This is a genomic window from Microbulbifer okhotskensis, from assembly GCF_023895975.1.
GTDB lineage: Bacteria > Pseudomonadota > Gammaproteobacteria > Pseudomonadales > Cellvibrionaceae > Microbulbifer > Microbulbifer okhotskensis.
Genome location: NZ_JALBWM010000061.1, coordinates 1 through 24592 on the forward strand (window position 1 = coordinate 1; position 24592 = coordinate 24592).

Annotated in this window: 17 protein-coding genes; 5 read left to right on the forward strand and 12 right to left on the reverse strand. The window is 49.3% G+C overall.

What is annotated here, in order from left to right:
• Positions 1–266: 266 nt before the first annotated feature.
• The 4 genes from pssA to MO867_RS13725 form a co-directional block, all read right to left on the reverse strand.
• A complete protein-coding gene (pssA, locus tag MO867_RS13710) occupies positions 267–1142 on the reverse strand; it encodes a CDP-diacylglycerol--serine O-phosphatidyltransferase (RefSeq protein ID WP_252469624.1) in 876 nt (291 codons plus the stop codon).
• Between the two features lie 113 nt (positions 1143–1255).
• Positions 1256–2281 carry a ketol-acid reductoisomerase gene (gene ilvC, locus MO867_RS13715; protein WP_252469626.1) on the reverse strand — a complete coding sequence of 342 codons (1026 nt, stop codon included), beginning with the start codon at positions 2279–2281 and terminating at the stop codon, positions 1256–1258.
• A gap of 22 nt (positions 2282–2303) precedes the next feature.
• Positions 2304–2795 carry an acetolactate synthase small subunit gene (gene ilvN, locus MO867_RS13720; protein ID WP_252469647.1) on the reverse strand — a complete coding sequence of 164 codons (492 nt, stop codon included), beginning with the start codon at positions 2793–2795 and terminating at the stop codon, positions 2304–2306.
• Positions 2796–2807: 12 nt separating this feature from the next.
• A complete protein-coding gene (locus tag MO867_RS13725) occupies positions 2808–4544 on the reverse strand; it encodes an acetolactate synthase 3 large subunit (RefSeq protein WP_252469649.1) in 1737 nt (578 codons plus the stop codon).
• Positions 4545–4995: 451 nt separating this feature from the next.
• On the opposite strand from MO867_RS13725, the gene MO867_RS13730 reads away from it, so the two are divergent.
• Positions 4996–5466, forward strand: a complete 471-nt coding sequence (locus MO867_RS13730) for a DUF4124 domain-containing protein (RefSeq protein ID WP_252469651.1) — start codon at positions 4996–4998, stop codon at positions 5464–5466.
• A gap of 210 nt (positions 5467–5676) precedes the next feature.
• Here MO867_RS13730 and MO867_RS13735 read toward each other — a convergent pair whose 3' ends face one another.
• Together MO867_RS13735 and MO867_RS13740 are read right to left on the reverse strand one after the other, a co-directional pair.
• Positions 5677–6756 (reverse strand): DUF4785 family immunoglobulin-like domain-containing protein, encoded by a 1080-nt coding sequence (locus MO867_RS13735; RefSeq protein ID WP_252469653.1) that lies wholly within the window; start codon positions 6754–6756, stop codon positions 5677–5679.
• Positions 6757–6789: 33 nt separating this feature from the next.
• Positions 6790–8007 (reverse strand): hypothetical protein, encoded by a 1218-nt coding sequence (locus MO867_RS13740; protein WP_252469655.1) that lies wholly within the window; start codon positions 8005–8007, stop codon positions 6790–6792.
• A 254-nt stretch (positions 8008–8261) separates the two neighbouring features.
• On the opposite strand from MO867_RS13740, the gene MO867_RS13745 reads away from it, so the two are divergent.
• A complete protein-coding gene (locus MO867_RS13745; protein WP_252469657.1) occupies positions 8262–9326 on the forward strand; it encodes an AraC family transcriptional regulator in 1065 nt (354 codons plus the stop codon).
• A gap of 18 nt (positions 9327–9344) precedes the next feature.
• Here MO867_RS13745 and MO867_RS13750 read toward each other — a convergent pair whose 3' ends face one another.
• From MO867_RS13750 to rluD, 5 genes are all read right to left on the reverse strand, one after another.
• Complete coding sequence (locus MO867_RS13750; RefSeq protein WP_252469678.1) at positions 9345–12410, reverse strand: efflux RND transporter permease subunit; 3066 nt, start codon at positions 12408–12410, stop codon at positions 9345–9347.
• A gap of 17 nt (positions 12411–12427) precedes the next feature.
• Positions 12428–13462, reverse strand: coding sequence for an efflux RND transporter periplasmic adaptor subunit (locus MO867_RS13755; protein WP_252469700.1), 1035 nt, complete (start codon positions 13460–13462; stop codon positions 12428–12430).
• A 291-nt stretch (positions 13463–13753) separates the two neighbouring features.
• Entirely contained in the window at positions 13754–16357 is a 2604-nt protein-coding gene (clpB, locus tag MO867_RS13760; protein WP_252469713.1) for an ATP-dependent chaperone ClpB, read from the reverse strand.
• A 330-nt stretch (positions 16358–16687) separates the two neighbouring features.
• The gene (gene pgeF / locus MO867_RS13765; protein ID WP_252469715.1) at positions 16688–17449 is read right to left on the reverse strand and encodes a peptidoglycan editing factor PgeF; all 762 of its coding nucleotides are present in this window, start codon (positions 17447–17449) and stop codon (positions 16688–16690) included.
• 74 nt (positions 17450–17523) lie between these two features.
• Positions 17524–18477: a 23S rRNA pseudouridine(1911/1915/1917) synthase RluD gene (rluD, locus tag MO867_RS13770; RefSeq protein WP_252469717.1), complete on the reverse strand. Its 954-nt coding sequence runs from the start codon at positions 18475–18477 to the stop codon at positions 17524–17526.
• 99 nt (positions 18478–18576) lie between these two features.
• Here rluD and MO867_RS13775 point away from each other — a divergent pair, with 99 nt between their 5' ends.
• Positions 18577–19527 (forward strand): outer membrane protein assembly factor BamD, encoded by a 951-nt coding sequence (locus MO867_RS13775; protein ID WP_252469719.1) that lies wholly within the window; start codon positions 18577–18579, stop codon positions 19525–19527.
• 51 nt (positions 19528–19578) lie between these two features.
• Here MO867_RS13775 and MO867_RS13780 read toward each other — a convergent pair whose 3' ends face one another.
• Positions 19579–21207, reverse strand: a complete 1629-nt coding sequence (locus MO867_RS13780) for an NAD+ synthase (RefSeq protein WP_252469721.1) — start codon at positions 21205–21207, stop codon at positions 19579–19581.
• 92 nt (positions 21208–21299) lie between these two features.
• On the opposite strand from MO867_RS13780, the gene MO867_RS13785 reads away from it, so the two are divergent.
• Both MO867_RS13785 and MO867_RS13790 read left to right on the forward strand, forming a co-directional pair.
• Entirely contained in the window at positions 21300–22880 is a 1581-nt protein-coding gene (locus tag MO867_RS13785) for a sensor histidine kinase (RefSeq protein WP_252469723.1), read from the forward strand.
• Between the two features lie 116 nt (positions 22881–22996).
• Entirely contained in the window at positions 22997–24397 is a 1401-nt protein-coding gene (locus MO867_RS13790) for a sigma-54-dependent transcriptional regulator (protein WP_256474019.1), read from the forward strand.
• The last annotated feature ends 195 nt before the right edge of the window (positions 24398–24592 follow it).

A 24592-nucleotide genomic window follows, 5' to 3' on the forward strand; every position in this document is an offset into this window, starting at 1 on the left:
AGCTCTTTTTTGAAGTAATTTTCTTAGGAAAATCAATCACTTGGAGCTGCCTTCCTGCTACTGCCTGAGCAGCGAGGAGGCGAACTATACGGACTACGGTGCTACTGTGCAAGCCTTTTTTCAGCTATTGCACAGCCCTCTTATTTTGAGGGGAGTTTTGAGGCCGCATCCGACCTCCCGACGGTCACTACTCCGTGTAAGTTCGCACTCCCGCTAATCAATAATAGGGTTGATTAGCGGGTTTCCAAAACGGGTATCAATAGAGATTAGTGGTGATCCCTACCTTCTACCTCGACGTTGTCACCCGCTGTTGCGTCAGTTGCTGAGTTGCGGTGGAGATGCTTCCAGAGCCACATCGCTGGACCGGAAAGTGTATAAAGGACAGCCAAGGTCAAGAGCACTCCGGCCGGATCAACCGCTACCAAACTGAAGATCAAAATCACCGCCAGCATCATGACGAAAGGTACACGGCCCTTAAAGTCCAGACGCTTAAAGCTGGTGTAGTGGAAATTGGACACCATTAAGAGCCCCGCCAATGCGGTGACTAAAGCAGCCACAATCGCCAAGCCTGACCCAATCTCAACATCGTGCCCCGCCCATATCATACTGGCCACGATGGCGGCAGCAGAGGGGCTTGCAAGGCCAATAAATACGCCCTTATCCACTACATCAACCTGAGTATTAAATCGGGCTAGACGCAACGCGGCGCAAGCGGCATACAAAAATGCGACCGCCCAGCCAAACTTGCCAAGATTACCAAGTGCCCAACTGAACACAACCAGCGCCGGAGCCAAACCAAACGACACCATATCCGAGAGCGAATCATACTGGACGCCAAAAGCGCTCTGCGTATCAGTCAAACGGGCAACTCGCCCATCCAAACCATCCAGTACCATAGCGACAAAGATCGCAATTGCGGCCGTTTCAAAATGACCATTCATACCCGCAACTATTGCGTAAAAGCCGCTAAACAGAGCCCCTGTAGTCACAAGGTTGGGCAACAGGTAAACGCCTCGCGCGCGCACTCTCTTACCGCTGGAAGAAACCTCTTCCTCAACATGCTCGTCGACAGGCAAACGTATTTCCTCAGTAGCCGTGCTACTTGAGTCCATGGGCTCTTTCTCGCCCCCTTGACCGCTCATATACTCTCCATTGATGCATTGTGCAGCCAGTGAGTTTAACGCCAATTTACCATGCCCGCCCAGAGCAAAAAAAAACGGCAGGGTCACCCCTGCCGTTTTTCATTCTTTTTCGCTCAACTATTACCTTCGGTGCGGTCAATAATCTTATTCGCTTTGATCCAGGGCATCATAGCCCGAAGTTTTGCACCCACCTGTTCAATCTCATGCTCGCCACCGATACGGCGCTCCGCTTTCAGGCGCGGCTGTCCTGCAAGAGATTCAAGCATAAAGTCTTTGGCAAACTTACCGGTTTGAATATCTTTGAGAACCCGCTTCATCTCTACCTTGGTTTCTTCAGTGACAATGCGTGGGCCGGTCACGTAATCACCATATTCGGCAGTATTGGAAATAGAGTAGCGCATATCGGCAATGCCTCCCTGGTACATCAGGTCAACGATAAGCTTCAATTCGTGCAGGCATTCGAAGTAAGCCATCTCCGGGGCATAGCCCGCTTCCACCAAGGTCTCGAAGCCAGCAGTCACCAATGCAGAAACACCTCCACAGAGTACTGCCTGCTCGCCAAAAAGGTCGGTTTCCGTCTCTTCACGGAAATTAGTTTCGATAATACCGGAGCGGCCGCCACCATTGGCTGAAGCATAAGACAGGGCCAACTCTTTCGCTTTGCCTGTCGCATCCTGATAAATCGCAATCAAGGTGGGCACACCGCCCCCTTCTAGGTAAGTGGAGCGCACGGTATGACCCGGCCCCTTAGGTGCGATCATAATCACATCGACATCTTTGGGGGGCTCAATCAACTCAAAATGAACATTAAACCCATGAGCGAACGCCAATGCAGCGCCAGATTTCAAATTTGGAACAATCTGTTCTTTATAAATGTCCGCCTGGTATTCATCCGGTGCGAGGATCATAACGACATCTGCGTCTTTGACCGCATCGGCCACAGCAGCCACCTTCAGTCCGGCAAGTTCAGCCTTACTCCAGGATGCTGAACCCTCGCGCAAACCGACGACAACATTCGTTACGCCAGAATCTTTCAGGTTATTGGCGTGGGCATGGCCCTGAGACCCATAGCCGACAATAGCTACTGTTTTTCCCTGAATTAAAGAAAGGTTACAATCTTTATCGTAATAAACTTGCATCGCTCAATTCCTGTTTCTTGCTCTATACATTTAATACTTTTTCGCCGCGGGCGATTCCGGAAACCCCCGATCGCACCACCTCCATAATGGTGTGCTCCCCTAATGCTTGAAGAAATGCATCGAGTTTTTCACCAGTACCAGCAACCTGAATGGTGTACATGCTGCTGGTTACATCCACAATCTGTCCGCGAAAGATATCGACACTGCGTTTTACTTCATCGCGCTGCGCACCATTTGCACGCACCTTAACCAGCAGTAATTCCCGCTCGATATGAGAGCCTTCGGTAAGGTCGACCAATTTCACAACATCGATAAGCTTGTTGAGGTTTTTCGTGATCTGCTCAATCTTGTGATCATCACCAATGGTGACCAGTGTGAGACGAGACAATGTCTCATCCTCAGTGGGCGCCACGGTAAGGCTTTCAATGTTGTAACCACGCTGGGAAAACAAACCCACAACGCGAGACAAAGCGCCGGGTTCATTCTCCATTAGAACCGAAATAATTCTACGCATCTCCCTGCCCCTCTAGGTCCGCTCAGTTTTGCTCAGCCACATGTCGCGCATGGAGCCACTTGGCATCACCTGCATGGGATAAACATGCTCTGACGGATCAACGTAAACATCGATAAATACGGTGCGATCTTTAATCGCAAAGGCCTCTTGTAACTTGCCGTGGAGATCCTCACGCCGCTCAATTTTTACGCCGGTATGACCGTAGGCCTCAGCCAACTTTACAAAATCCGGCAACGACTCCTCGTAAACACTGTTAGACAGGCGGCCTTCGTATTGCATTTCCTGCCACTGCTTAACCATGCCCAAGGCCTGATTGTTAAGGCACAAAATTTTCACCGGTAAGTGGTACTGAGTAGAAGTTGAGAGCTCCTGTATACACATCTGAATGCTGCCTTCACCGGTGACGCACACAACCTCTTTATCCGGATGAGCGATCTTCACCCCCAGTGCGGCCGGGAGTCCGAACCCCATGGTCCCCAGTCCACCAGAATTAATCCAACGACGCGGCTTGTCGAACAAGTAGTACTGCGCGGCAAACATTTGGTGCTGCCCCACATCAGACGTCACAAAAGCATCGCCCTCCGTAATGTCATAGACAGCCCGGATCACATCCTGGGGCATTATCAGAGCCCCATTTGTTCGATAGCGCGGTGCAGTGTACAAGCCGTGGCGTTCACGCCAATCATCTATTTGGCGCCACCAATCGACAATTGCAGAATGATCTGGTTGCTCATCACTGGATTTGATCGTTTCAAGCATTTCAGCCAGTACCGCCTGCACGGTCCCCACAATTGGGACATCAGCAACGATGGTTTTTGAAATTGACGCCGGATCAACATCGATATGAATAATCTTGGCGCCCGGACAGAATTTACCCGGCGTATTAGTGACGCGATCATCGAAGCGGGCACCCACTGCCAAAATAACATCGGCATGGTGCATCGCCGTATTGGCCTCGAAAGTGCCATGCATACCCAACATACCGAGGAAGCGCTTGTTACTACCTGGAAATGCACCCAGCCCCATCAAAGTGTTGGTCACTGGATAGTTAAGCCTTTTTGCCAGCTCCGTAAGAAGCGTAGCGCCATCTCCCTGCACTACACCTCCACCGGCATAAATCACCGGGCGTCGGGCCGAAAGCAACATGGCGACGGCTTTTCGTATCTGGCCGCTGTGCCCCTTGCCCGCTGGCGTGTAAGAGCGCATACGCAACTTTTCAGGGTAACGGTAGGGGAATCTCTCTGCCGGATTGGTGACGTCTTTCGGGATATCAATAACCACCGGTCCAGGCCGACCGGTACTGGCGATAAAAAAGGCCTTTTTCACAGTCGCCGGAATTTCCTCGGCATTCTTTACCAGAAAGCTGTGCTTTACGATCGGGCGGGAACAACCCACCATATCGGTTTCCTGGAAGGCATCCTCACCAATCTTGTCCCGTGGCACTTGACCGGATATCACCACCATGGGGATCGAGTCCATGTACGCCGTCGCTATACCTGTAATCGCATTGGTAGCACCGGGACCGGACGTCACGAGTACTACCCCAACTTTTCCGGTTGAGCGCGCATAGCCGTCAGCAGCATGGGTCGCGCCCTGCTCATGACGCACGAGAATATGTTTGATTGACTGCTGCCGAAAAATAGCATCGTAGATATGCAACGCCGAGCCGCCCGGGTATCCAAAAATCAGATCTACCCCTTGATCCTGCAGCGCGCGAACCAACATATCGCCGCCGGAAAGTAATTCCACTTGAGTCTCCTCAATTTTCCTGTTTAGTAGGATAGCCATCACTAGAAAACCTATAAACTGCCGAGTAGCAAGAATGCCAGGCAGCAATTATAGGGGAAAATGGTGACAAATATCAGCCTGTTGCGTGTTTAACTGCCGATTTTTAGGATGAACTGATCGCGCATAAACACCTAATCCACTGTGAACCTACGGACACTCACAGATGAATTAGCAGGCCTCCAAGGGTGGGGAGGGCCACTCAGCGGAATTTCGGTAGGGGTTTCCCACCAGAATTAGACTCAAAATCGCAGGTATGCGGTGAAATCTAGTCGCCGAGTTAACCGTTGATTTTGCCAACTGGGCCTTATCTGTCAATAGGCGTCTGCGAAAGTGTTAAGACAGTTACAGGAAAACCCGCCAGTACCGGTACAATGATCAAACGGAAGGAACACCATATAGAAAGGGTAACACCATGCGCATCTTGCTCGCACTGCTGATTGCAGCAACTACCGTGACCGCACAAGCCGATGGGATCTATCGATGGGTAGATGAAAACGGAGTCGTACACTTTGGAGAGCAACCGCCCAGGGAAGCTCAAGTCGAGGTGGTAAAAAAACCTAAATCAGAGCGCTACAAGAAGTGGCAAGAGGAGCAGGGCAGCCTACCCTCCCAAGATAGGCAGCAAGTCAAACCACTTGTAACGCAAAAGCCGGAGCAGGAAAACCAACCTGAGCTAAGACAAAAAGAGTTAGAGCAAGTAGCAAAAGCTGAGGTCGCAACGAGAGCAAAGCTCTGCAAGGCACACCAAAAAGACCTATCTACTCTAACTACAAACACAAGGATTCAAGCAGTTGACGAAAACGGAAACCGCCGTAAATTGGGGGAAGATGAGCGGCAGGAGCGAATAGCGAAAGCCAGAGAGCAAATCCGAGAGAATTGTTAATCACGCGGGCACTCTTCTCCAGGTACAACTACTCCCCCCCTCCCATCGCCCTCTCGCGGTTGTTGAAAACGGCCTTGACCTGCTTGTGGCTTCTTCAATCCAGTTCGCCGCACAGGCCCGCCAGGACAGATCAAGCTACTCCATTCTTAGCCTGCTAACCCGAACAGGAATGCACGGGTTAGCACGTTGTGAACATTACTTTTTAGCCCCCTAGATTTCCTGGTAGGGGATGTCAGTAAACTGATCCAAGCTATAGCGCTCAGTGTAATAGTCCGGCTCAAAAGCACTATTGCGAGCCAATGGCACAGTTACCCTGGCAATACTTAGCTGTTTCACCAAGTAAGGGCCATCCTGCCCCGCATCTCGGATAAGCAAGCCATAAAATTCCAGCGGAATCCAATGTTTGCCCGCTGCCAGTTCTACCGCATACTGGGAGGTACCGATTGGGGATTGCTCATCATTGTATAGGGAGCCCTGGAAGTAATAGCGGCCCCCACGGACAATTTCTACTTCCGCTTCAACCAGCAGGTTGCCCTCGGCGGTAATGGAGTCTCGTAAAGCTCCGGTATAACTACCCGTATCTTCTGAGAGAGTAAACGCCGCCGCATCTCGCAAGCCATCAATATCCGTGTCTACAATAACTTTAAAAATCCCCTCTTCAAGCACCTGCCCCTGATAGGCTCCCGCCGGCAAAAGGACCTCGTAGATCAGGTCTCCATCTGAATCAGCAAAGTTAAGTGAGCCCACCACCTGCTGATCCTCGTACACCAAAAGTGCGGTGAGATCTGCACTAACCCGATCACCATCACTATTGGCTCGGTACGCGAAAACCCTGACTTCATCCCCCCGCAAATAGAATTTTTGATCCGTCCACAAGGTCAGCGAATCTCCCTCTTCACTCTGAGTCGTCCTCTCATCAACAGCAAATGTTTGACTTATTGGATCCTGATCGAGACTCTTGATAGCTCGATTTTCGGGAGGGTAACGATGGAAACGTGCCAGGTCTGATAGCAGGGATTCATGTAACTCAGTCTTGGTCGGCAGTGCCTGGATACCCTTCCACAGCTTAACCGACTCAGCCTCGCCAGCATCATCCGCACCCTTCAGCTCGACAACCGCAGGCTCGCGACTCTGGAGAGGTCGCCCTTCAGCTTTAGCTGTGGTGACAACAGCTGCAACAACATCCTCACCACCGACCAACATCCAGTACCCGAATGCGCCGACTATGAATGTGAAAACACTGGCTACCACTAAACGGGCCCTAAAGCGCCCCTTGCTATTCTTCAGCATCTATACCCTCCGAAACTTTATAATTCTCTCAGGTTAGTTGGTGCAGGCAGATATTCGTCCCGCACTATTTTTACCAGAACCGCAATCTAACCCGTCCGGGATCGAATCGTAGGCAGGGGAAAAAATACCCCCATTGCGCTGCGCGTCATGATCCGTATAAATACTGGCTAAATTGTATGAGCGCGCAGTGCCTTTGCTATCGTTGTCACAGGAAAAAACTGCACTACCGTAAGCCACGCCAAACAGAGTTTCATACTCTTTTAAGTTTGACCAGAGATTCCGCTTAGCCGATCCGGAGCAGTTCATCTGTGAAGCGAGGTTAATATACCCATCATCCTCGCCGTTAAGCAGCATCGACGTGGCACTCTCCACACCAGGAAAACCTGCATAGCCGCCGATGGTATAAACAGGGGCTCCCAGGTTAGTGCCCACATAATTTCTTACTGTATAAACATCGTTAGTCTGCATATAGCGCACCGCAGAGCACTCACGTCCAAGAAAAAGTGAATTGACCAAATCATCATACCAACTGCCATTACAAATACGGTCAACGCCTTCCGTACCGGTGATCGCACCTCCAGTTGTGAATATCGCGGCCACCCCATTAATCGCCGCATCAAAATCGACACTGACTGAATAGTTCTCACTGAGACCCGCTACCCGCACTTCCTTTTCAACCGTTTTACAGGTTTTACTGCCATACCAAGTCGTAGAACATTTTTCTACTTCCTGGATTTCAATATTACTATCGAGCTGGTTGTAAGCGCGGTTGTAGTACGGGGAACCTTCCACCGCATTGCCAGCAATATACATCATTTGTGCTGCGCCCTGGCTATGGGCAATGATCCAGAAAATATCATCTGATGAGCACTGGTTACTATGCTCGAATCTATCCCCCTGCCCCGCCCGCACCTCAACAATCTGTCGGGCAATTTCACCGGCAGTTTCGTCATGCCAATAGGGATACTCACCTTCGTCTGTGGAGTTGTAACCAACAACACCGTAGTTCCCGCCATCAACCAACAACTGTTCAATAAAGTCGCTATTGGAGTACTCATCGAAAACAGCATCACTCCAATAATCCAGAGCCGGCTGCACCAAATTTCCATTATCGCTGACACTGGTTATGTGCCCCTCGACTCCATGTCCATGAACCAGGATATAGCAGTTTTCCGCTACTGCTGAAGGAGCGCCAATCATCGCTGCGAAAAAAACAGACAGGCTAGAACCCAGCCTTTTAGACAGTGCCATTGTTAGTTTCCTTTATTGTTTTAGTAAGTGGTAACTCTCGTGACCGAGGAGTTTTAAAAATCTGAATACTGCGATGTACTACAGACATTTAAACGTTAGCTTCTGTACTAGGTTCTAGAATAGGATTAAAGGCGCCAGAGGGTGGTCAAGTCCGCCACGTGAAGCGACCAACTCGTCATATTTCGCAAATTGTTTTCGTGGTTTCACACGCCTTTGCTATCATGCCAGCAACGCCACCCGGACGGCTATAAGTCATGAGAGACCAAAATAAAAAAAAGTCCGGCCATGCCGGCGTGCCTAAAATTTTTGCACCTTATTTTGTGGTTGCCGCAGCCCGGCTCGGCATTCCGACAAAAACATTAATTGAACAATTGCCATTCTCATTCAGCTGGAACCCAGAGGAGAGTGAGTGGCTGAGTTATAGTGAGTTCAACGCGCTGATTGAAAACCTCTTGGCGCTATCGCCAGTCACATCCCCCGGATTAAGCTTTAGCCGCTTCCCTATTATGCTGTGGCTCGAAGAAACAATTATTGAGGCTCAACCCTCTCTGAGGCGACCAAGAGAGATTTTTCGCCCTGCGGAAATTGTACTTTCACAAACACTTGCTCCCCTGCTGCGCTTTCAAACTTACACTGAGGGGGATACCGAGGTGCTCACTCTGAATTGGCAACAAGAGCTTTTCAGTGCGCCCGTCAATCACTTTATTGCTGAAATGCTAATGAGCCGCGCAGTTGATCTGTTGCGTACTCTCAATCCACGGTTTCCCGAAGTTCACGGTGTGAAGCTACGCAGTCCCACACCAGAGGATGACGCCATCCATAAGCGAATCTTTCAATGCCCCGTTGAATTTTCTGCTTCAGAAAATGCAATTATCCTGGGATCACAGGTTTTGGATTTCCCTATTCCCAGCTACCACAAAATTCTTCGCAGCCAGAGTCGTAATATTTTAAAAGCGGTTTTACACAACACGCTAACCAGCTACAACTTAGCAGCAAGTTTGCGCGGGTGGCTAGAGAAACGGTTAGTCAATGAAGAAATCACCATCAAACAAGCCGCCGCGCATTTCCGCACCAGTGGACGCACGTTGCAGCGCAGACTGAGGGAGCAGGGAGTGACATTCCAGCAACTCAAGGACAGCGTGACTCTCGCACTGACCAAGCGCCTCCTCCTTTCAACCAATGACTCGGTCGAAAGCATCGCGGTGCAACTCCACTTTGCTGAGCGTGCAGTATTTACTCGATTCTTCAAGAAACACGAAGGCGTTACGCCCACTGAATTTCGCCGTAGTAACGCCCCGGGGGATATTTTCGAAGCATAAATATTTTTATGAAAATTACTACGAGGCCATCACCGCTCCACTTTTAAAGTCCCGCCCTAAATACATATACATCGCCGGTACGACAAATAAGGTGAACAGCGTTCCAATTGTCATACCGCTAGCCACAACTAGCCCCATTGCAAATCTCGCCCCACCACCAGGCCCTGAGGCAATCAGCAGCGGTACCATTGCCAAAACTAAGGACGCTGTCGTCATCAATATGGGGCGCAAGCGTATCGATGTTGCCCGCTCTATCGCAGAGCGCTTATCTAGGCCTGTCACTTGCAGTTTATTGGCAAATTCAACTATTAAAATTCCATGTTTGGAGATAACACCAATCAGGGTAACAAGGCCCACCTGAGTATAAATATTCAGGGTCGTCAAACCCAGGCTTACAAAAATCATTGCTCCGCAGACACTCATAGGCACCGTGACTAGCATAATCAATGGGTCACGCCAAGACTCAAACTGCGCGGCTAAAACTAGATAAATAACAATCAAAGCAAAGAAAAAGGTAACCACTAAATCTGAGCCTTCCGTTTTAAACTGTCTGGATTGCCCGGAGTAATCCACTGAATACTCCACCGGCAGGATTTCTCTCGCCGCATCTTCCAATACCATTAATGCCTCTCCCAAGGTAATGCCAGGGCGCGGCACACCGGAAATCGTTACGGCATTTAACTGCTGAAAACGTTTTAACTGTTGGGGCTCAACTGTTTCCCGCAAAGTTACCAGAGTACTTACCGGTACCAGGCTACCGTCAACTGCACGAATGTAATACTGCCCGAGTTGAGCCGCTGTCAATCGGTTAACTCTTTCAACCTGCGGTATTACTTTGTAACTGCGATTATCCAGGGAAAATCGATTGACATAAGCACCTGATAACATAGCTCCCAAATCTCGACTCAGGTCCACCATCTCCACTCCCATAGTTGCAGCTTTATCTCGATCGATCTGAATAACTATTTTCGGCTTGTCAATTTTCAAATCCGAATCCAGGAATATAAATTTTCTGCTCTTTAAAGCACTGGACATAATATCACTGGCAACGGATGCCAGATTCTCCATCGGCTCGGTAGCACCGACAACAAACTCTACCGGAAGTTGTCCACCTGCAGTTGGAAGACTGGGCGGAACTACTACAGCCACCTTAAGCCCCGCAATTTGTAGAACATCTTCACTGATTAATTCCTGCATTTGCTCTGTATCTTTATCTCGGCCTTCCCAGGGGGATAATACAAATCCGGCTACAGCATTATTTACTCCACTACTAAAAGTACCCACTCCATTTAGCAGAAAGATATTTGCGACTTCAGTAAATCGCTCAGCGATCTCAGTTAACTCACCACTGTACTGCTCCACATAATCCAAGGTTGCGTAGGCATCCGCCGTCGAAATAGTAAGGACGAGGCCCCGGTCTTCTGTAGGTTCGAGCTCTTGGGGTGAAGTTACAAATAAGAAATAGCAACTGATTAAAACAATAAATCCAAAAACCAAAATGACCTGACGCTCATTCAGAGAACTGTGCAGTTTTTCTTCAAAACTCTTTTGCAACCGGCCAAATTGATACTCCAACCAAACTTCCAGCCGGTTTCCATTTCCATCACGGGATTTCAAAATCCTTGACGCCATCATCGGTGACAGGGTAAGAGCAACCACGCCGGATAGAAGTACCGCACCGGCCAGGGAAAATGCAAATTCAATAAAAAGCGTGCCGGTCAACCCCCCCAAAAAACCAATTGGGATATATACGGCAATTAAGGTGGTAGTCATCGCCACTACCGGCCACGCCAGTTCGCGAGCTCCAACAATAGCGGCTTCCCGCGGCGACAGTCCCTCTTCGATATGGCGATGTACATTTTCCAGAACAATAATTGCGTCATCAACAACAATACCAATTGCCAACACCATACTGAGCAGTGTGAGGAGGTTGATGGAGAAGCCCATCAATAGCATTAAGAAAAATGCACCGACAAGTGATAACGGCAGTGCTATAGCCGGTATTAACACACTGCGAACTGATCCCAAAAACAGATAGATAACTACAATAACAATCAGCACTGCTTCAAGAATCGTCTCTACCACCTCTTCTATCGAGTCCTGTATATATTCTGTACTGTCGTAAGGAATTTCTCCCAGCATACCCTGAGGAAGCTGGGGGAAAATTTCGCCCTCCAGCTCTTCACGAACGCTCTTTATTACGTCAAGAGAATTAGCATCTGGAGCCACTTCAACAGCGATAAACGTTGCCGACTGTCCATTAAATGTCACCGAGCTATCGTAAGATTCAGCGCCCAACTCAATCTCTGCAACATTCCCCAAACGCACCAACTGATCCCCATTAGAGCGCACCACCAGCCGACGAAAATCTAGTTGGTGGGCAATATCAGTATCTGCACGCAACTCGAGTGCAACACGAGTACCCTTGGTTGCCCCTACAGCTGAGAGTATATTGTTGTCTCGCAGCGCATCAGCTACATCCGCAGGAGTCACTTCGAGAGCGGCCATTTCTGCCGGTTTTAACCACACTCGCATTGCAAAGGTACTATCTCCAAGTAGACGGGCTCGTTGCACTCCCGCTATAGTCGCCAGCTTTGGTTGGACCACCCTTGTCAAATAATCCGTGATCTGATTATTGGCAAGAATATTGGAGGAAAATGAGAGGTACATCGCAGCAGTTGTCTCACCCTGCTGCATCTCAACACTGGAATCTTCAGACTCATCAGGTAACTCACTGCGCAGTTTATTCACTTTGGCAACGACCTGAGTTAAAACTTCATTCGGGTCGTAATCAAACCGTACATAAACGTTGATCATAGAGAGCCCCTGGACACTGGTAGAAACCATGTAATCAATGCCATCAGCTGTCGCTATTTCTTGTTCCAGGGGGGTAGTAATAAAACCTTGTACCAAATCTGAGTCAGCGCCAACATAAACCGTTGAAACTGTAATTACAGCATTCTCAATCTCAGGGTATTGCCGTATATTCAATTCAGTGAGAGACCGCAATCCCAATAAAAAAATAAACAGGCTCACCACTGATGCCAATACCGGTTTGCGAATGAAAACTTCTGTAAAATTCACAGGACTTGTATTTCGCCTCAACTATTCTCGGGCTTTGGGTATGGGTTGTCCGGCGGTGGGTTTTGATTATTAATTATCGCTTTTTCACCATTTCGTAGTTTTAATAGCCCACTACTGGCCACCACGTTACCGACAAGTAACCCTTGAACTATCTCGACCAGATCGCCACGCTCTTCACCTGTTTTTACAAATCGCTTAGTGGCCACGATCTCTCCACTACTCTCATCCCTCTCCAGTAAAAAAACTGCCACTCCGTAGGGGGCAAATATTAATGCTGTTCGAGGAATTACCAGTACTTTGCGGCTGGAATCAATTTGTACAGAAACCTGGGCAAACATCCCCGGACGTAAATGTCGCTTGGGATTTTCTAACGTGGCTTGGATTAAGAAGTTTCGGCTGGCTTTATCTATCTGGGAATCAACAGCAGTTATTTTTCCCTGGTAAATGTTTCCCGGAAAGGCGTCGGTGCTAAGTTTAACGGGAAGCCCAGATTTAACCAGGGCGTATTTCTGCTCTGGCAGGGAAAAATCCACAAAGATTGGGTCCAATTGCTGTAGGGAAACAACCGCCTCTCCGGGACTGACGTTCTGACCGAGGTCAACTCGCCTAATCCCAAGCAGCCCGCTAAAAGGCGCAACAACTCGACGTTGATCTACACGAGCGCGTTGCACTTCAATATTAGCAACAACCTGGTCCCGTGTACTTCGCGCAGTGTCCAAATCAGCTTCTGTTGTGACACCTCGGTCCAACAATGTTTTAATACGTATATAATTGCGCCGCGCTAAGCGCAGCTCTGCATCCAAGACCTGCAGCTGCGCCTTTTCTGGCTCCGCAAATATTTCTACCAACAAATCTCCCTTATTGACATATTCTCCAGATCGAAAGTGAATGGCACTAATTACACCCTGAGCCTCAGTTGTTACCTCAACACCATTAACGGCCCGAATAGTTCCAACACCACGCAGATCTTCCCGCCAGTGTTGGATGTTTGCTGTTGCCGAAGTCACGATAGCTGCAGGCAGGGACATATTGTCGAGATACTGGTTCAACATGTGCCGGCCAAATAATTTAAAAGCAAAAATTCCGCCAAAAAGAAGAAGGCAGCCCAGTAGCATCAACAACATACGCTTACTAATACTTGGCTCCCCACAAGGTTTTCTTAAGGAGTATTTTTAGATAAATTAACACCTATTTAATCCAGTATTCCCTAGAACTCTCTCATCTCAGCTCATGTAGAAACGAGTGAGCGGAAAACCGCACTTGTGAGTATAGATATGGAGGAGGAAAGGAAGAAAATTGAAATCAAGAGGTACCAGTAAAAACTGGCGCCTCTTGAGGATCAGCTAGTGAAATACGGCTTTATCGCCATCTACCGCAGCATGAATAGTAGTTCCCGGGGGGAATTTTCCGGCCAGGACATCCTGTGCCAGCGGATTTTCCAGCCAAACTTGTATGGCACGTTTTAGCGGGCGGGCGCCATATACGGGATCAAATCCCACATCTGCCAGCTTATCCAACAGTTCCTCAGACACCTCCAACTTCAAGTCGCGCTCGCCCAGGCGTTGGCAGAGTTGTCGCAGCTGAATTTCGGCAATAGAACGAACTTCAGCCTTGTTCAGCGGGTGGAATACAACCACTTCATCAATACGATTAATAAATTCCGGTCTGAAGTGATTTCCGACAATTTCCATCACCGCATTTTTCATTTGCCGATAGTGAATTTCTGCATCCAGATCATCACCATTTTGGTTGGATGTATATTTCTGTATCAAATCAGAACCCAGATTAGAAGTCATCACAACTACCGTATTACGAAAATCCACTGTGCGCCCCTGACCATCAGTCAGGCGACCATCATCAAGAACCTGCAAAAGAATATTGAAGACGTCGGGGTGCGCTTTTTCGACCTCATCAAGCAGCACAACAGAGTAAGGCTTACGCCTGACCGCTTCAGTCAAATAACCCCCCTCTTCATAGCCAACATAACCTGGAGGGGCTCCGATAAGGCGCGCTACGGAGTGTTTTTCCATAAACTCCGACATATCAATACGCACCATGGCATCTTCAGTATCAAAGAGAAATTGTGCCAAGGCCTTACAGAGTTCAGTTTTGCCAACACCAGTGGGGCCAAGAAATAAAAAAGATCCATTAGGGCGGTTTGGATCAGCCAGACCTGCTCTGGATCGGCGTACGGCATTAGCTACAGCTTCTACCGCTTCACCCTGCCCTATTACTCGCTTATGCAGCTCTTCTTCCATACGCAACAGCTTTTCACGTTCACCTTCAAGCATCTTGGATACGGGGATACCTGTCCAGCGGGATACAACTTCCGCCACTTCTTCATCGGTGACTCTATTGCGCAATAAACGGGGTTCCTCTGCTGTCTCCACGGTAGAGGCGGTTTTAAGCTGCTGTTCTAATTGAGGGATAACACCATATTGCAGCTCGGACATTCGCGTGAGGTCTCCCGCACGGCGGGCGGACTCCATATCGAGTTTGGCCTGTTCAAGCTTTTCCTTAAGGTCATGGCTCCCAGCGAGCTGGGCTTTTTCTGCTTTCCAAACCTCTTCTAGGTCTGAATATTCACGCTCCAACTGCAGGATCTCCTCCTCCAGCTTTGATAAACGTTTTTTGGTAGCCTCATCATCGGTATCTTTTTTTACAGCCTCGCGCTCAATTTTAAGCTGAATTAAGCGACGTTCCAGTTTATCCATGGATTCTGGCTTTGAATCAATCTCCATTCTTATCCGACTGGCGGCTTCATCAATGAGGTCGATTGCTTTATCTGGCAATTGGCGGTCAGTAATGTAACGTTGCGATAGTTTAGTGGCGGCAATAATTGCGGAGTCGGTGATATCAACACCGTGGTGCACCTCGTAGCGCTCTTTTAATCCACGCAGGATAGCAATAGTGTCCTCTTCAGTGGGCTCATCAACCAACACTTTTTGAAAGCGGCGCTCCAGAGCTGCGTCTTTTTCAATATATTGGCGATATTCATTTAGCGTCGTAGCACCAACACAATGAAGCTCACCGCGCGCCAAAGCCGGTTTTAGCATATTGCCCGCATCCATAGCGCCTTCAGCCTTACCGGCACCCACCACGGTGTGAAGTTCATCAACAAATAATATGATGCGCCCTTCTTGCTTGGACAATTCATTTAAAACTGCTTTGAGGCGCTCTTCAAATTCACCACGAAATTTTGCCCCGGCTAGAAGTGCTGCAAGATCAAGGGACAATAAACGCTTGTTTTTTAGCCCTTCTGGCACCTCGCCATTGACGATGCGCTGAGCGAGCCCCTCGACAATGGCCGTTTTACCCACACCCGGCTCACCGATCAGTACCGGGTTATTTTTCGTGCGCCGCTGCAATACTTGAATTGTTCGGCGAATCTCATCATCGCGACCAATTACCGGATCGAGTTTCCCCGCCAGGGCGCGCTCGGTCAGGTCCAATGTGTACTTATCCAGCGCTTGCCGCGCTTCCTCGGCATTGGGATCATCCACTTTTTCGTCACCACGTATTTTTTGAATCGCTGCTTCTAATTGTTTTAAATCGCCATTGGCGTTTAATATTTTGGAGATTTCTCCCGAGGCAGAATCGAAGGCCGACAATAAAACGGTCTCACTCGAAATGAAACTGTCGCCATTTTGTTGCGCTTTCTTGTCGGTAAGATTCATCAGGCGCATTAATTCCTGAGACATACCCACATCGCCGGTGGGAGAGGTCACCCTAGGCAGGTTATCCAACCGTTTGGCAAGATCATTGCGCAATCCATTAAGATTAAAACCCGCCTGGGATAAAAAGGCCGGCACACTGCCATTGTTTTGATTGAGTAGCGCCAGTATCAGGTGATCAGGATAAATCTGATTGTGATCGCGCCCCACCGCCAGAGATTGCGCATCGGCAAATGCCGCCTGCAATGGGTTTGTCATTTGGTCAATTCGCATGCGCGAAACCTCTTTTACTCAGTTGCACTAGAACACTGTGATAGTGACGCTATTCGGCCCTATGCATTCAGTGTGGTATTGAAAAGTAAAATAGGGACGCAAGAGGAATTTTCAATGATTTAAATCAATTACGAGTTTTTTTCGAAGAAAAACAATTTTTAGTTAAATATATGCCTGAAATCGGCCTTATGAATAGAAAACCAGCCTTGCAACGGATAAGTTCACCCCCATCTCAGTGCTCGTCTACCTGAAGGTATGCGGGCCGGCGGCATGTGAGTTATCGCAATGCAGGACCCGCCGCCCTGCAACAACCATCGCTCTTATTATGCGCTACTGCAGCCATATCAGGGATGCCATGCGGCCGGTGTCAGACTCCCTTCGATACGAATAGAATTTCTCCGGTGCGGCTACAGTACAAAAATCACCGCCATGTACTTCAGAGACCCCAATCTCTGCAAACTCGGCACGTGCTAGGGCATAAATATCTGCCATAAAGTGCAGAGGTTTCCGGCTATGGGGGCGAAAACACTTGGCAATTAACTCTGTATGGCGACTGTTTTGAGCATTCTCGAAGAAGGCCTCTAGTACGTCGATTCCGGCTTCAAATGCTTCAGGTCCAATTGCCGGCCCAAGCCACACCATCAATTCCCCAGGGTCACAGTCCATGGCTTCCACAGTATTGCGCAAGACGCCAGCGGCCAAACCGCGCCAACCGGCGTGAGCGGCTGCAACACGGGTCCCAGCTCTATCGCAAATCAGCACTGGTAGGCAATCCGCAGTGAGTACAGCACATACAATGCCATTATTCGTGCTGAAGCTGGCATCCGCAGTACGGGTCAAGGCGTCACCCTGCGCTTCGACTACCCTGTCACTGTGAATTTGTTCCAACCATTGCGGCTCACTGGGTAACGCCAGTTCCTCCCTGAGCTGGTGACGGTTGGCAAGCACGGCAGCCTCCTCATCACCGACATGGGCAGCGAGGTTAAATGAGGCGTAGCAGCCGCTACTGTGTCCACCGGTACGCAGCGTTGTCGTTGCCTTTACCCCAGCGGGTGCAGGCCAGTTTGGTATCAGATAATGATTACTTGGCATTGAGTTATCTTGCCTTACGCAATGTTACTTTGGGGCACTCGTGAAAAGCCCACTTTATTTGGCGAGCCGGTAATTCAAGCCTCATCGGCTTTGAGTAACTTGAGCAGTGACAGCATATCTGTTGGCATTGGTGCACACCAGTGCATCGCCTGCCCAGTGGTGGGATGTACTAGGGCAAGTTCGGCTGCGTGTAGGGCCTGCCTTGGGAAGCCCTGCAATGCGCCGATTAGCTCTGCTGATGCTTCTCGCGGGAGCTTAGGACGACCGCCGTAGACTGGGTCTCCAACCAGAGGGTGGCGAATATGTGCCATATGTACGCGGATCTGGTGTGTCCGCCCGGTTTCCAGCTTGCAGCGTAAGAGCGTGTATGTCCTAAATCTCTGCTGAACCTGATAATGGGTGATTGCCTCTTTGCCCCCAAAGTCTAAAACAGCCATTTTGAGACGATTTTGCCGATGTCGACCGATAGGCGCATCAACACGACCGGCACCAGTGATGTAACCTTGAACAAGCGCATCATACTGCCGGCTGACCGTCCGCTGCTTCAGCTGGTTCACAAGGTGCACCTGAGCGGCCAGGGTCTTAGCCACGACCATCAGACCACTGGTGTCTTTGTCCAGCCTGTGAACAATACCGGCGCGAGGCACCAGCTCTTGAGTGGAGTTATGATGCAAAAGGCCATTGAGCAAAGTACCATCGGGGTTACCCGCTGCTGGATGTACAACGAGACCTGCAGGCTTATTGACTACCATCAAGCAGTCGTCCTCATAGACAATGTCTAGGTCTAAGTCCTGGGCAAGCCAGCTGCCCTGGGGTTGCAGCTCCGCCCTGAGGCAGAGGCGCTCACCACCAAAGAGCTTATCTTTAGGCTTGGCAGGAGCGCCGTTAAGGGTAAGTTGGCCGCCTTTGATCCACGATTGAAGGCGCGCACGCGAATAATCGGGAATTAATTCGGCCGCAGCCTGGTCTAAGCGTCGACCGGCCATATTGGCAGGAACTTGGATATCGAGTTTTATGTGGTCAATCATTAATCAATTCAAATACTTTGGGCAGCTCCGCGACTGTGGTTAAATGTCCGACGCGCCAGGTTAATACTGGTGGGTAGTTTAATAAGGTAGAGTGTGAGAATGATAGAGCGAGGGGCTATGCAGACCTGGAAAATGCTGTGGCTGGCCTTGGTGTCCGCAATATTGGTTGCCTGCGCCAACACAGATGATTCGGAAGTGGGCTTGCCCACCGGTTCACGTACAGAGCAAGCGTACTACGAGATGGCGCAGCGGCAGCTGCGGACCAGCCAGTGGGATCTTGCGATCAAAAACCTGCGAGCGCTGGAGGATAACTTCCCGTTCGGTAACTATGCCGAGCAAGCTCAGCTCGAGCTTATTTTCGCCTATTACCGCAATTATGAGAATGATGCGTCCATCGCCGCTGCGGATCGTTTTATCCGCTTGCACCCTCAACATCGCAATGTAGATTACGCCTATTACATGAAGGGTTTGTCATCCTTCACTGAGGGCACAGGCCTGTTTGAGCGTTTCATGCCTACTGATCTAACCAGCCGTGACCCAGGTTCCGCGCGGGAGTCATTCGCCTACTTTTCCCAACTGATGGCCCGCTACCCCGAGAGTCGCTATGCCGCAGATGCGCAAAAACGCATGATTCATCTGCGCAATCTGCTCGCTCGCTACGAAGTCCATGTGGCCAATTACTATTTCAAGCGCGGCGCCTATTTGGCTGCAGCTAACCGCGGCCGCTACATTGTGGAAAACTTCCAGCAGACGCCAGCAGTTCCCGATGCCCTGGCGGTCATGGTTCAGGGCTACCACTTGATGGAAATGCCCGAACTCGAAGCCAATGCCCTGGATGTATTGCTAAACAACTACCCCAAACACCCGGCCGTCAACGAAGATGGCAGCTTCAATTACAGCTTCTATGAAGGGCCCAGTGGTCGCAGCCTGGTACATAGAGTGACTTTGGGCCTCTTCGAAAAATCTGATCCCCGCGGCTTTGACAGCCGTGAGCTCTACAATCCCGAATACAACCGGGACGAAACCCCTCTCCCTCCAGAGTTGATGTAAGCTCCTGCTTCAAAACGAGAAATGGTGCCATTTCTCGTTTTGAAGCACTGATCAATCGCCCAGTTTCCAACCATTGGTAATTGGGTAGCGACGATCCCGCCCAAACCCACGTTCAGAGATCCGCACGCCAATAGCAGCTTGGCGACGCTTGTATTCATTGCGGCCAACGAGGCTGACCACCCGCTCAACATCCTTCCTACGAAAACCACGCCGGATGATTTCTTCAGCGCTATGATCGTGGTCTACGTACAGATCGAGGATTTCATCCAATACCTCATAGGGCGGCAAGCTGTCAGAATCCACTTGATCCGGGGCCAATTCCGCACTGGGGGGGCGGGTGATCACTGTTTCAGGAATGACCTCGGAGCAAGTGTTGCGATAACGAGCCAACTCAAACACTAATATTTTTGGAACATCTTTCAGGGCATTGAAACCACCTACCATGTCTCCGTACAGAGTCGCATAACCAACAGCCATCTCACTTTTGTTGCCTGTCGTCAGAACCATCGAGCCTTTCTTATTAGAAATGGCCATCAATAGCACTCCCCGAGAACGAGCCTGCAGATTTTCCTCGGTTGTATCCCGCGCACAGCCAGAAAACTCTTCAGCAAGAGACCCCATAAAAGCATCAAATATGGGCTCGATGCTGATTTCCCGATAGTGGACCCCCATTCTCTCCGCCTGATCAGCGGCATCATTCTTACTCAGATCCGACGTATAGCGGAAAGGCATCATCACTGCCTCAACGCGATCTTTACCCAGCGCATCAACTGCAATTGCCAGGGTCAGCGCGGAGTCAATCCCACCGGAGAGACCCAGTACCACTCCATTGAAATCGTTCTTATTGACGTAATCCCGAACCCCTAATACTAGGGCTTGGTATACAGAAGCCAGCTCACACAGAGGGGAAGCTACCTCTCCGGGAAGAACCGTCAAACCATTTCCCTGCAACGACACAGAAACAGGTAGCAACTGCTCCCGGCACTCCTCAGCCCGAACACTGACTCCTCCTTCGGTATCAACTACGATCGAGCCACCATCAAAAACCAGCTCATCCTGACCACCACACCAGTTCACGTAGGCAATAGCCACTCCAGCTGCTTTAGCTTGTCTGGAAAGCAGCTCTAGCCTCTGTTGAGCCTTGCCACGGTGAAATGGAGAAGCATTGATGTTGAGAACCAACTTGGCACCAGCATCAACCGCCTGTTGGATGGGCTCGGGATACCAAATATCCTCACAGACACTCAGTGCCACCGGAATACCTTTAATGTCCACGACACAGGGGCTAACGCCAGGCTTGAAATAACGCTTTTCATCAAAGACCTGGTAATTCGGCAGCTTCTGCTTGGCGTACTCCGCGATCAACTCCCCTTCCGCAATCACGCCCGCCATATTAAATAGGTAGCCATCACGCAAGCGTGGATAGCCTACAACAATTGCACAGGGTAACTCCGCTGCTTTCAACTGATCCAAGGCCGCATCAATGCGAATTTGCATGCTGGGTCTTAACAGAAGGTCCTCAGGAGAATAGCCACACAAGGTCAGCTCCGGGAAAGTGACCAGATCCGCACCCAACTCGTGGTAAGCTCGGCGTGTAATTTCGATCACCTGATGGGTATTCCCTGGAATATCGCCAACCAGGGAATTGATTTGTGCCAGCACTAGCTGCAAAGTAGACATTGTTGAACCTCGGACAAGACAGGCCGCTATTGTAACCCTATCGAAGTAGCAACAGCAGCGGCCCACTACTACAAGAATACCGGGCACCTACAGTGAGCAGTTCTCAGACATCTCCGTTACAGCACCACGAACTCTTGCGTATTAGCGCAATATACCGCGTGGCAATAGCCCTGGTTTTACTGGGTGTTTTCTTCTCAGATATCGGTGGAGGCTCACTGGGTGAGCACTTACCATCGCTTTTTATCTACACCACAGCCACCTATGCCCTACTTAATGTGAGCTGGCTGCTCTTCCTGCGCCAAAAGGCCTATCAAACCAGCACCGACCAAGTCGGTATCGTATTGGGCTGTGACATCCTGGTATTCCTACTATTAATTGAAGCCAGCGGCGGACTGAACTCAGGCCTGGGCTACCTATTGCTGATTAGCTGCTCAATCGGCGCTATCCTTCTGGATCGGCGACTCAGCGCATTTTTTGCAGCCATTGCCAGTTTGGGAGTCATTGGACTCCAACTCTATCACTTGCTTGCCAAGCAGGGCTCCAGCCAGGAAATCGTCTCTGCAGGCGGGCTGGGCCTACTCCTATTTATCACCGTCAGTGCTATTCAATATCTATCCGAGCGTATCCGCAAAGCCAATATTCGAGCAGACCAACAAAGTCGGCAGGCCGCGCACCTACAGCGCTTGGCTCAGCAAATCATAGAGAGAATGAGCACCGGCGTGCTCGTTATAGGGCCCTCTTACAAGCCTGAATTGATCAATCATGCGGCCAAAAGATTGCTGGGCGATCAACTCGATTCTGAACACAACCACCATACTAGGCTGAGGAAAGAAGTCAGAGAGTGGCGAAATCATGGCGCCAATAGCAATATATTGATCCCGGCAAAAAATGGCGATGAACTTCACGCAAGTTTTTCGGAGCTGCGCCATGACTCTGGCAACAGTACTTTGGTATTTGTGGAAAATAACCGCAAGCTGGCAGAGGCTGCACAAAAGCTAAAACTGGCCTCTCTCGGCCAGCTAACTGCCTCTATCGCCCATGAAATACGCAACCCGCTAGGCGCTATCAACCATGCGGCACAACTGCTCTCAGAATCTCCCCAGATACCCGAAGAAGAGCGCCAGCTTACAGAAATAATCTGTCGCCAAAGCCAGCGTATTAATCAGATTATCGAAAACGTTATGCAACTCTCACGCAGGCGAGCCAGCTCAGCTGTAAAATACGACCTGAGGAGTTGGCTGAAACAGTTTCTTGTCGACTTCAATACAGGGAAAGCTGACAGCTTGGTTGACATAAATCTGCCAGAACAGACACTGCCAGTACAGTTTGATCCCGCTCAATTAGCACAAGTGGTTACTAACCTGACAGATAATGCTCTGCAGCACTCAGAACTTGCGACTGGCACCAGCCACGCTATTATCTCAGCCTACTACAATACCAAGCGCGGCTGCACTGTGCTCGATGTCAAAGACCTAGGTACCGGCGTACCTAAAGAGATCATGGATCAGGTATTCGAACCGTTCTTCACCACCGGTAAAAACGGCAGTGGACTTGGTCTTTATATCGCCCGAGAACTCTGTGAAGCCAATAAACTGAGCCTCTACCACTGTCAAAGTGAAGACCAAAAAAGCTGTTTCAGGATCGAATTTGTTCACAGCCCGAGTGTGACTTGATCTGGTTCAGGAAATTTTCCCAAATTCCGAGCCATTATTCGTAAGAAATTTCTGACATAATTACAGCTGGCATCCAGCCAAGTAATTTCAACAAAACAAAAAAAGACAAAGAAATAATGCGAGCTTTGGCACTGGTTGTCGACGACGAACCGGATATTTGCAACTTAATTAGCCTCACGCTTAAACGTATGGATGTAGACTGCCATACTGCGGGTACGCTTTCCCATGCGAAAGATCTACTGGATGAGCATGAGTATGACTTCTGCCTCACCGACCTGCGCCTACCCGATGGCGATGGTTTACAACTCGTAGAGCATATTCAAGAGAGTCTTGAAAGAGAGCTGCCGATCGCGGTTATCACCGCGCATGGAAATATGGATACCGCTATCAAAGCCCTTAAGCTCGGCGCATTTGACTTTGTTAGCAAGCCAGTAGATCTGGAGCGCTTACGTAACCTGGCCCAACTGGCCATACGGTTAAATAGCCATTCCACTATCCAGAAAGCAACAAATCAAAAAGAGTTGCTACTTGGCGAATCGCCCGTTATGCGGTGTCTCCGAGATCAAATTAATAAAGTATCTCGGAGTGATGCCCCAGTATATATCAGCGGTGAATCCGGGTCAGGAAAGGAGTTGGCAGCTCGCTCAATACATTTACAAGGTCCTCGAGCCGAGAAACCTTTCGTTCCGATTAACTGTGGTGCCATCCCATCTGAACTGATGGAAAGTGAGTTTTTCGGACATAAGAAAGGAAGCTTTACAGGCGCACATAAAGACAAGCAGGGCTTATTTCAGAGCGCTGAGGGAGGCACACTTTTTCTCGATGAAGTTGCAGATCTTCCATTAGAGATGCAAGTAAAGCTCCTACGTGCAATTCAAGAGAAAAGTATTCGTCCAGTTGGGTCAAATCAGGAAATTCCAATTGATATTCGTATCCTTAGCGCCACTCATAAAGACTTAAGCCAAGAAGTAGACAAAGGTAGATTTCGAAGTGACCTTTTCTATCGTATTAATGTTATTGAAATAGCTACGCCACCTTTGCGCACAAGAGCCGAAGACATCCCCTTACTGCTTGACGTTATCACACAGCGAATCGCTACTAATGCGGGAATACCTGCTCCAGCAATATCACGGGAAGCGTTAGTAGCCCTCCAGGCCTACTCATTCCCTGGGAACGTGCGTCAATTAGAGAATATTCTTGAACGTGCTATTACACTGTCAAATCAACAGGTCATTCACGCTGATGACCTACTACTTAATAATAGCGAACAAAAACAATTAACTGCACCTAACCCACCCAAGAATCAAAGCCAATCAACAACCAGCTTAATTAACTCTAATAGTTTCGATCCAGCTCAACATACCTCTCTGGATAACTTTCTACAGGGAATTGAAAAAGGCGTCATCGAAGATGCTCTGGTGAAAACACGATGGAATAGAACTGCTGCTGCAGAAAAACTAGGGATTAGCTTTCGCTCTCTACGTTACCGCCTTAAAAAACTAGGGCTGGAAAGCTAAAGGGACAGTCATCAAGCGGAAGGGGAAACGCTGCTGTAATACACTGTGATTGTTTTTTGGACAACCAACTTTATCCTGGTACTTTCTCAAGGAAAAGGGTTTGTACCATGAAAAAAATAATAGGTGTAACTCTTATAGAACAATACTTCGGACAGTTTTAGGGGGCGAAATAGGTAGGAACCAAGGCCGGATACT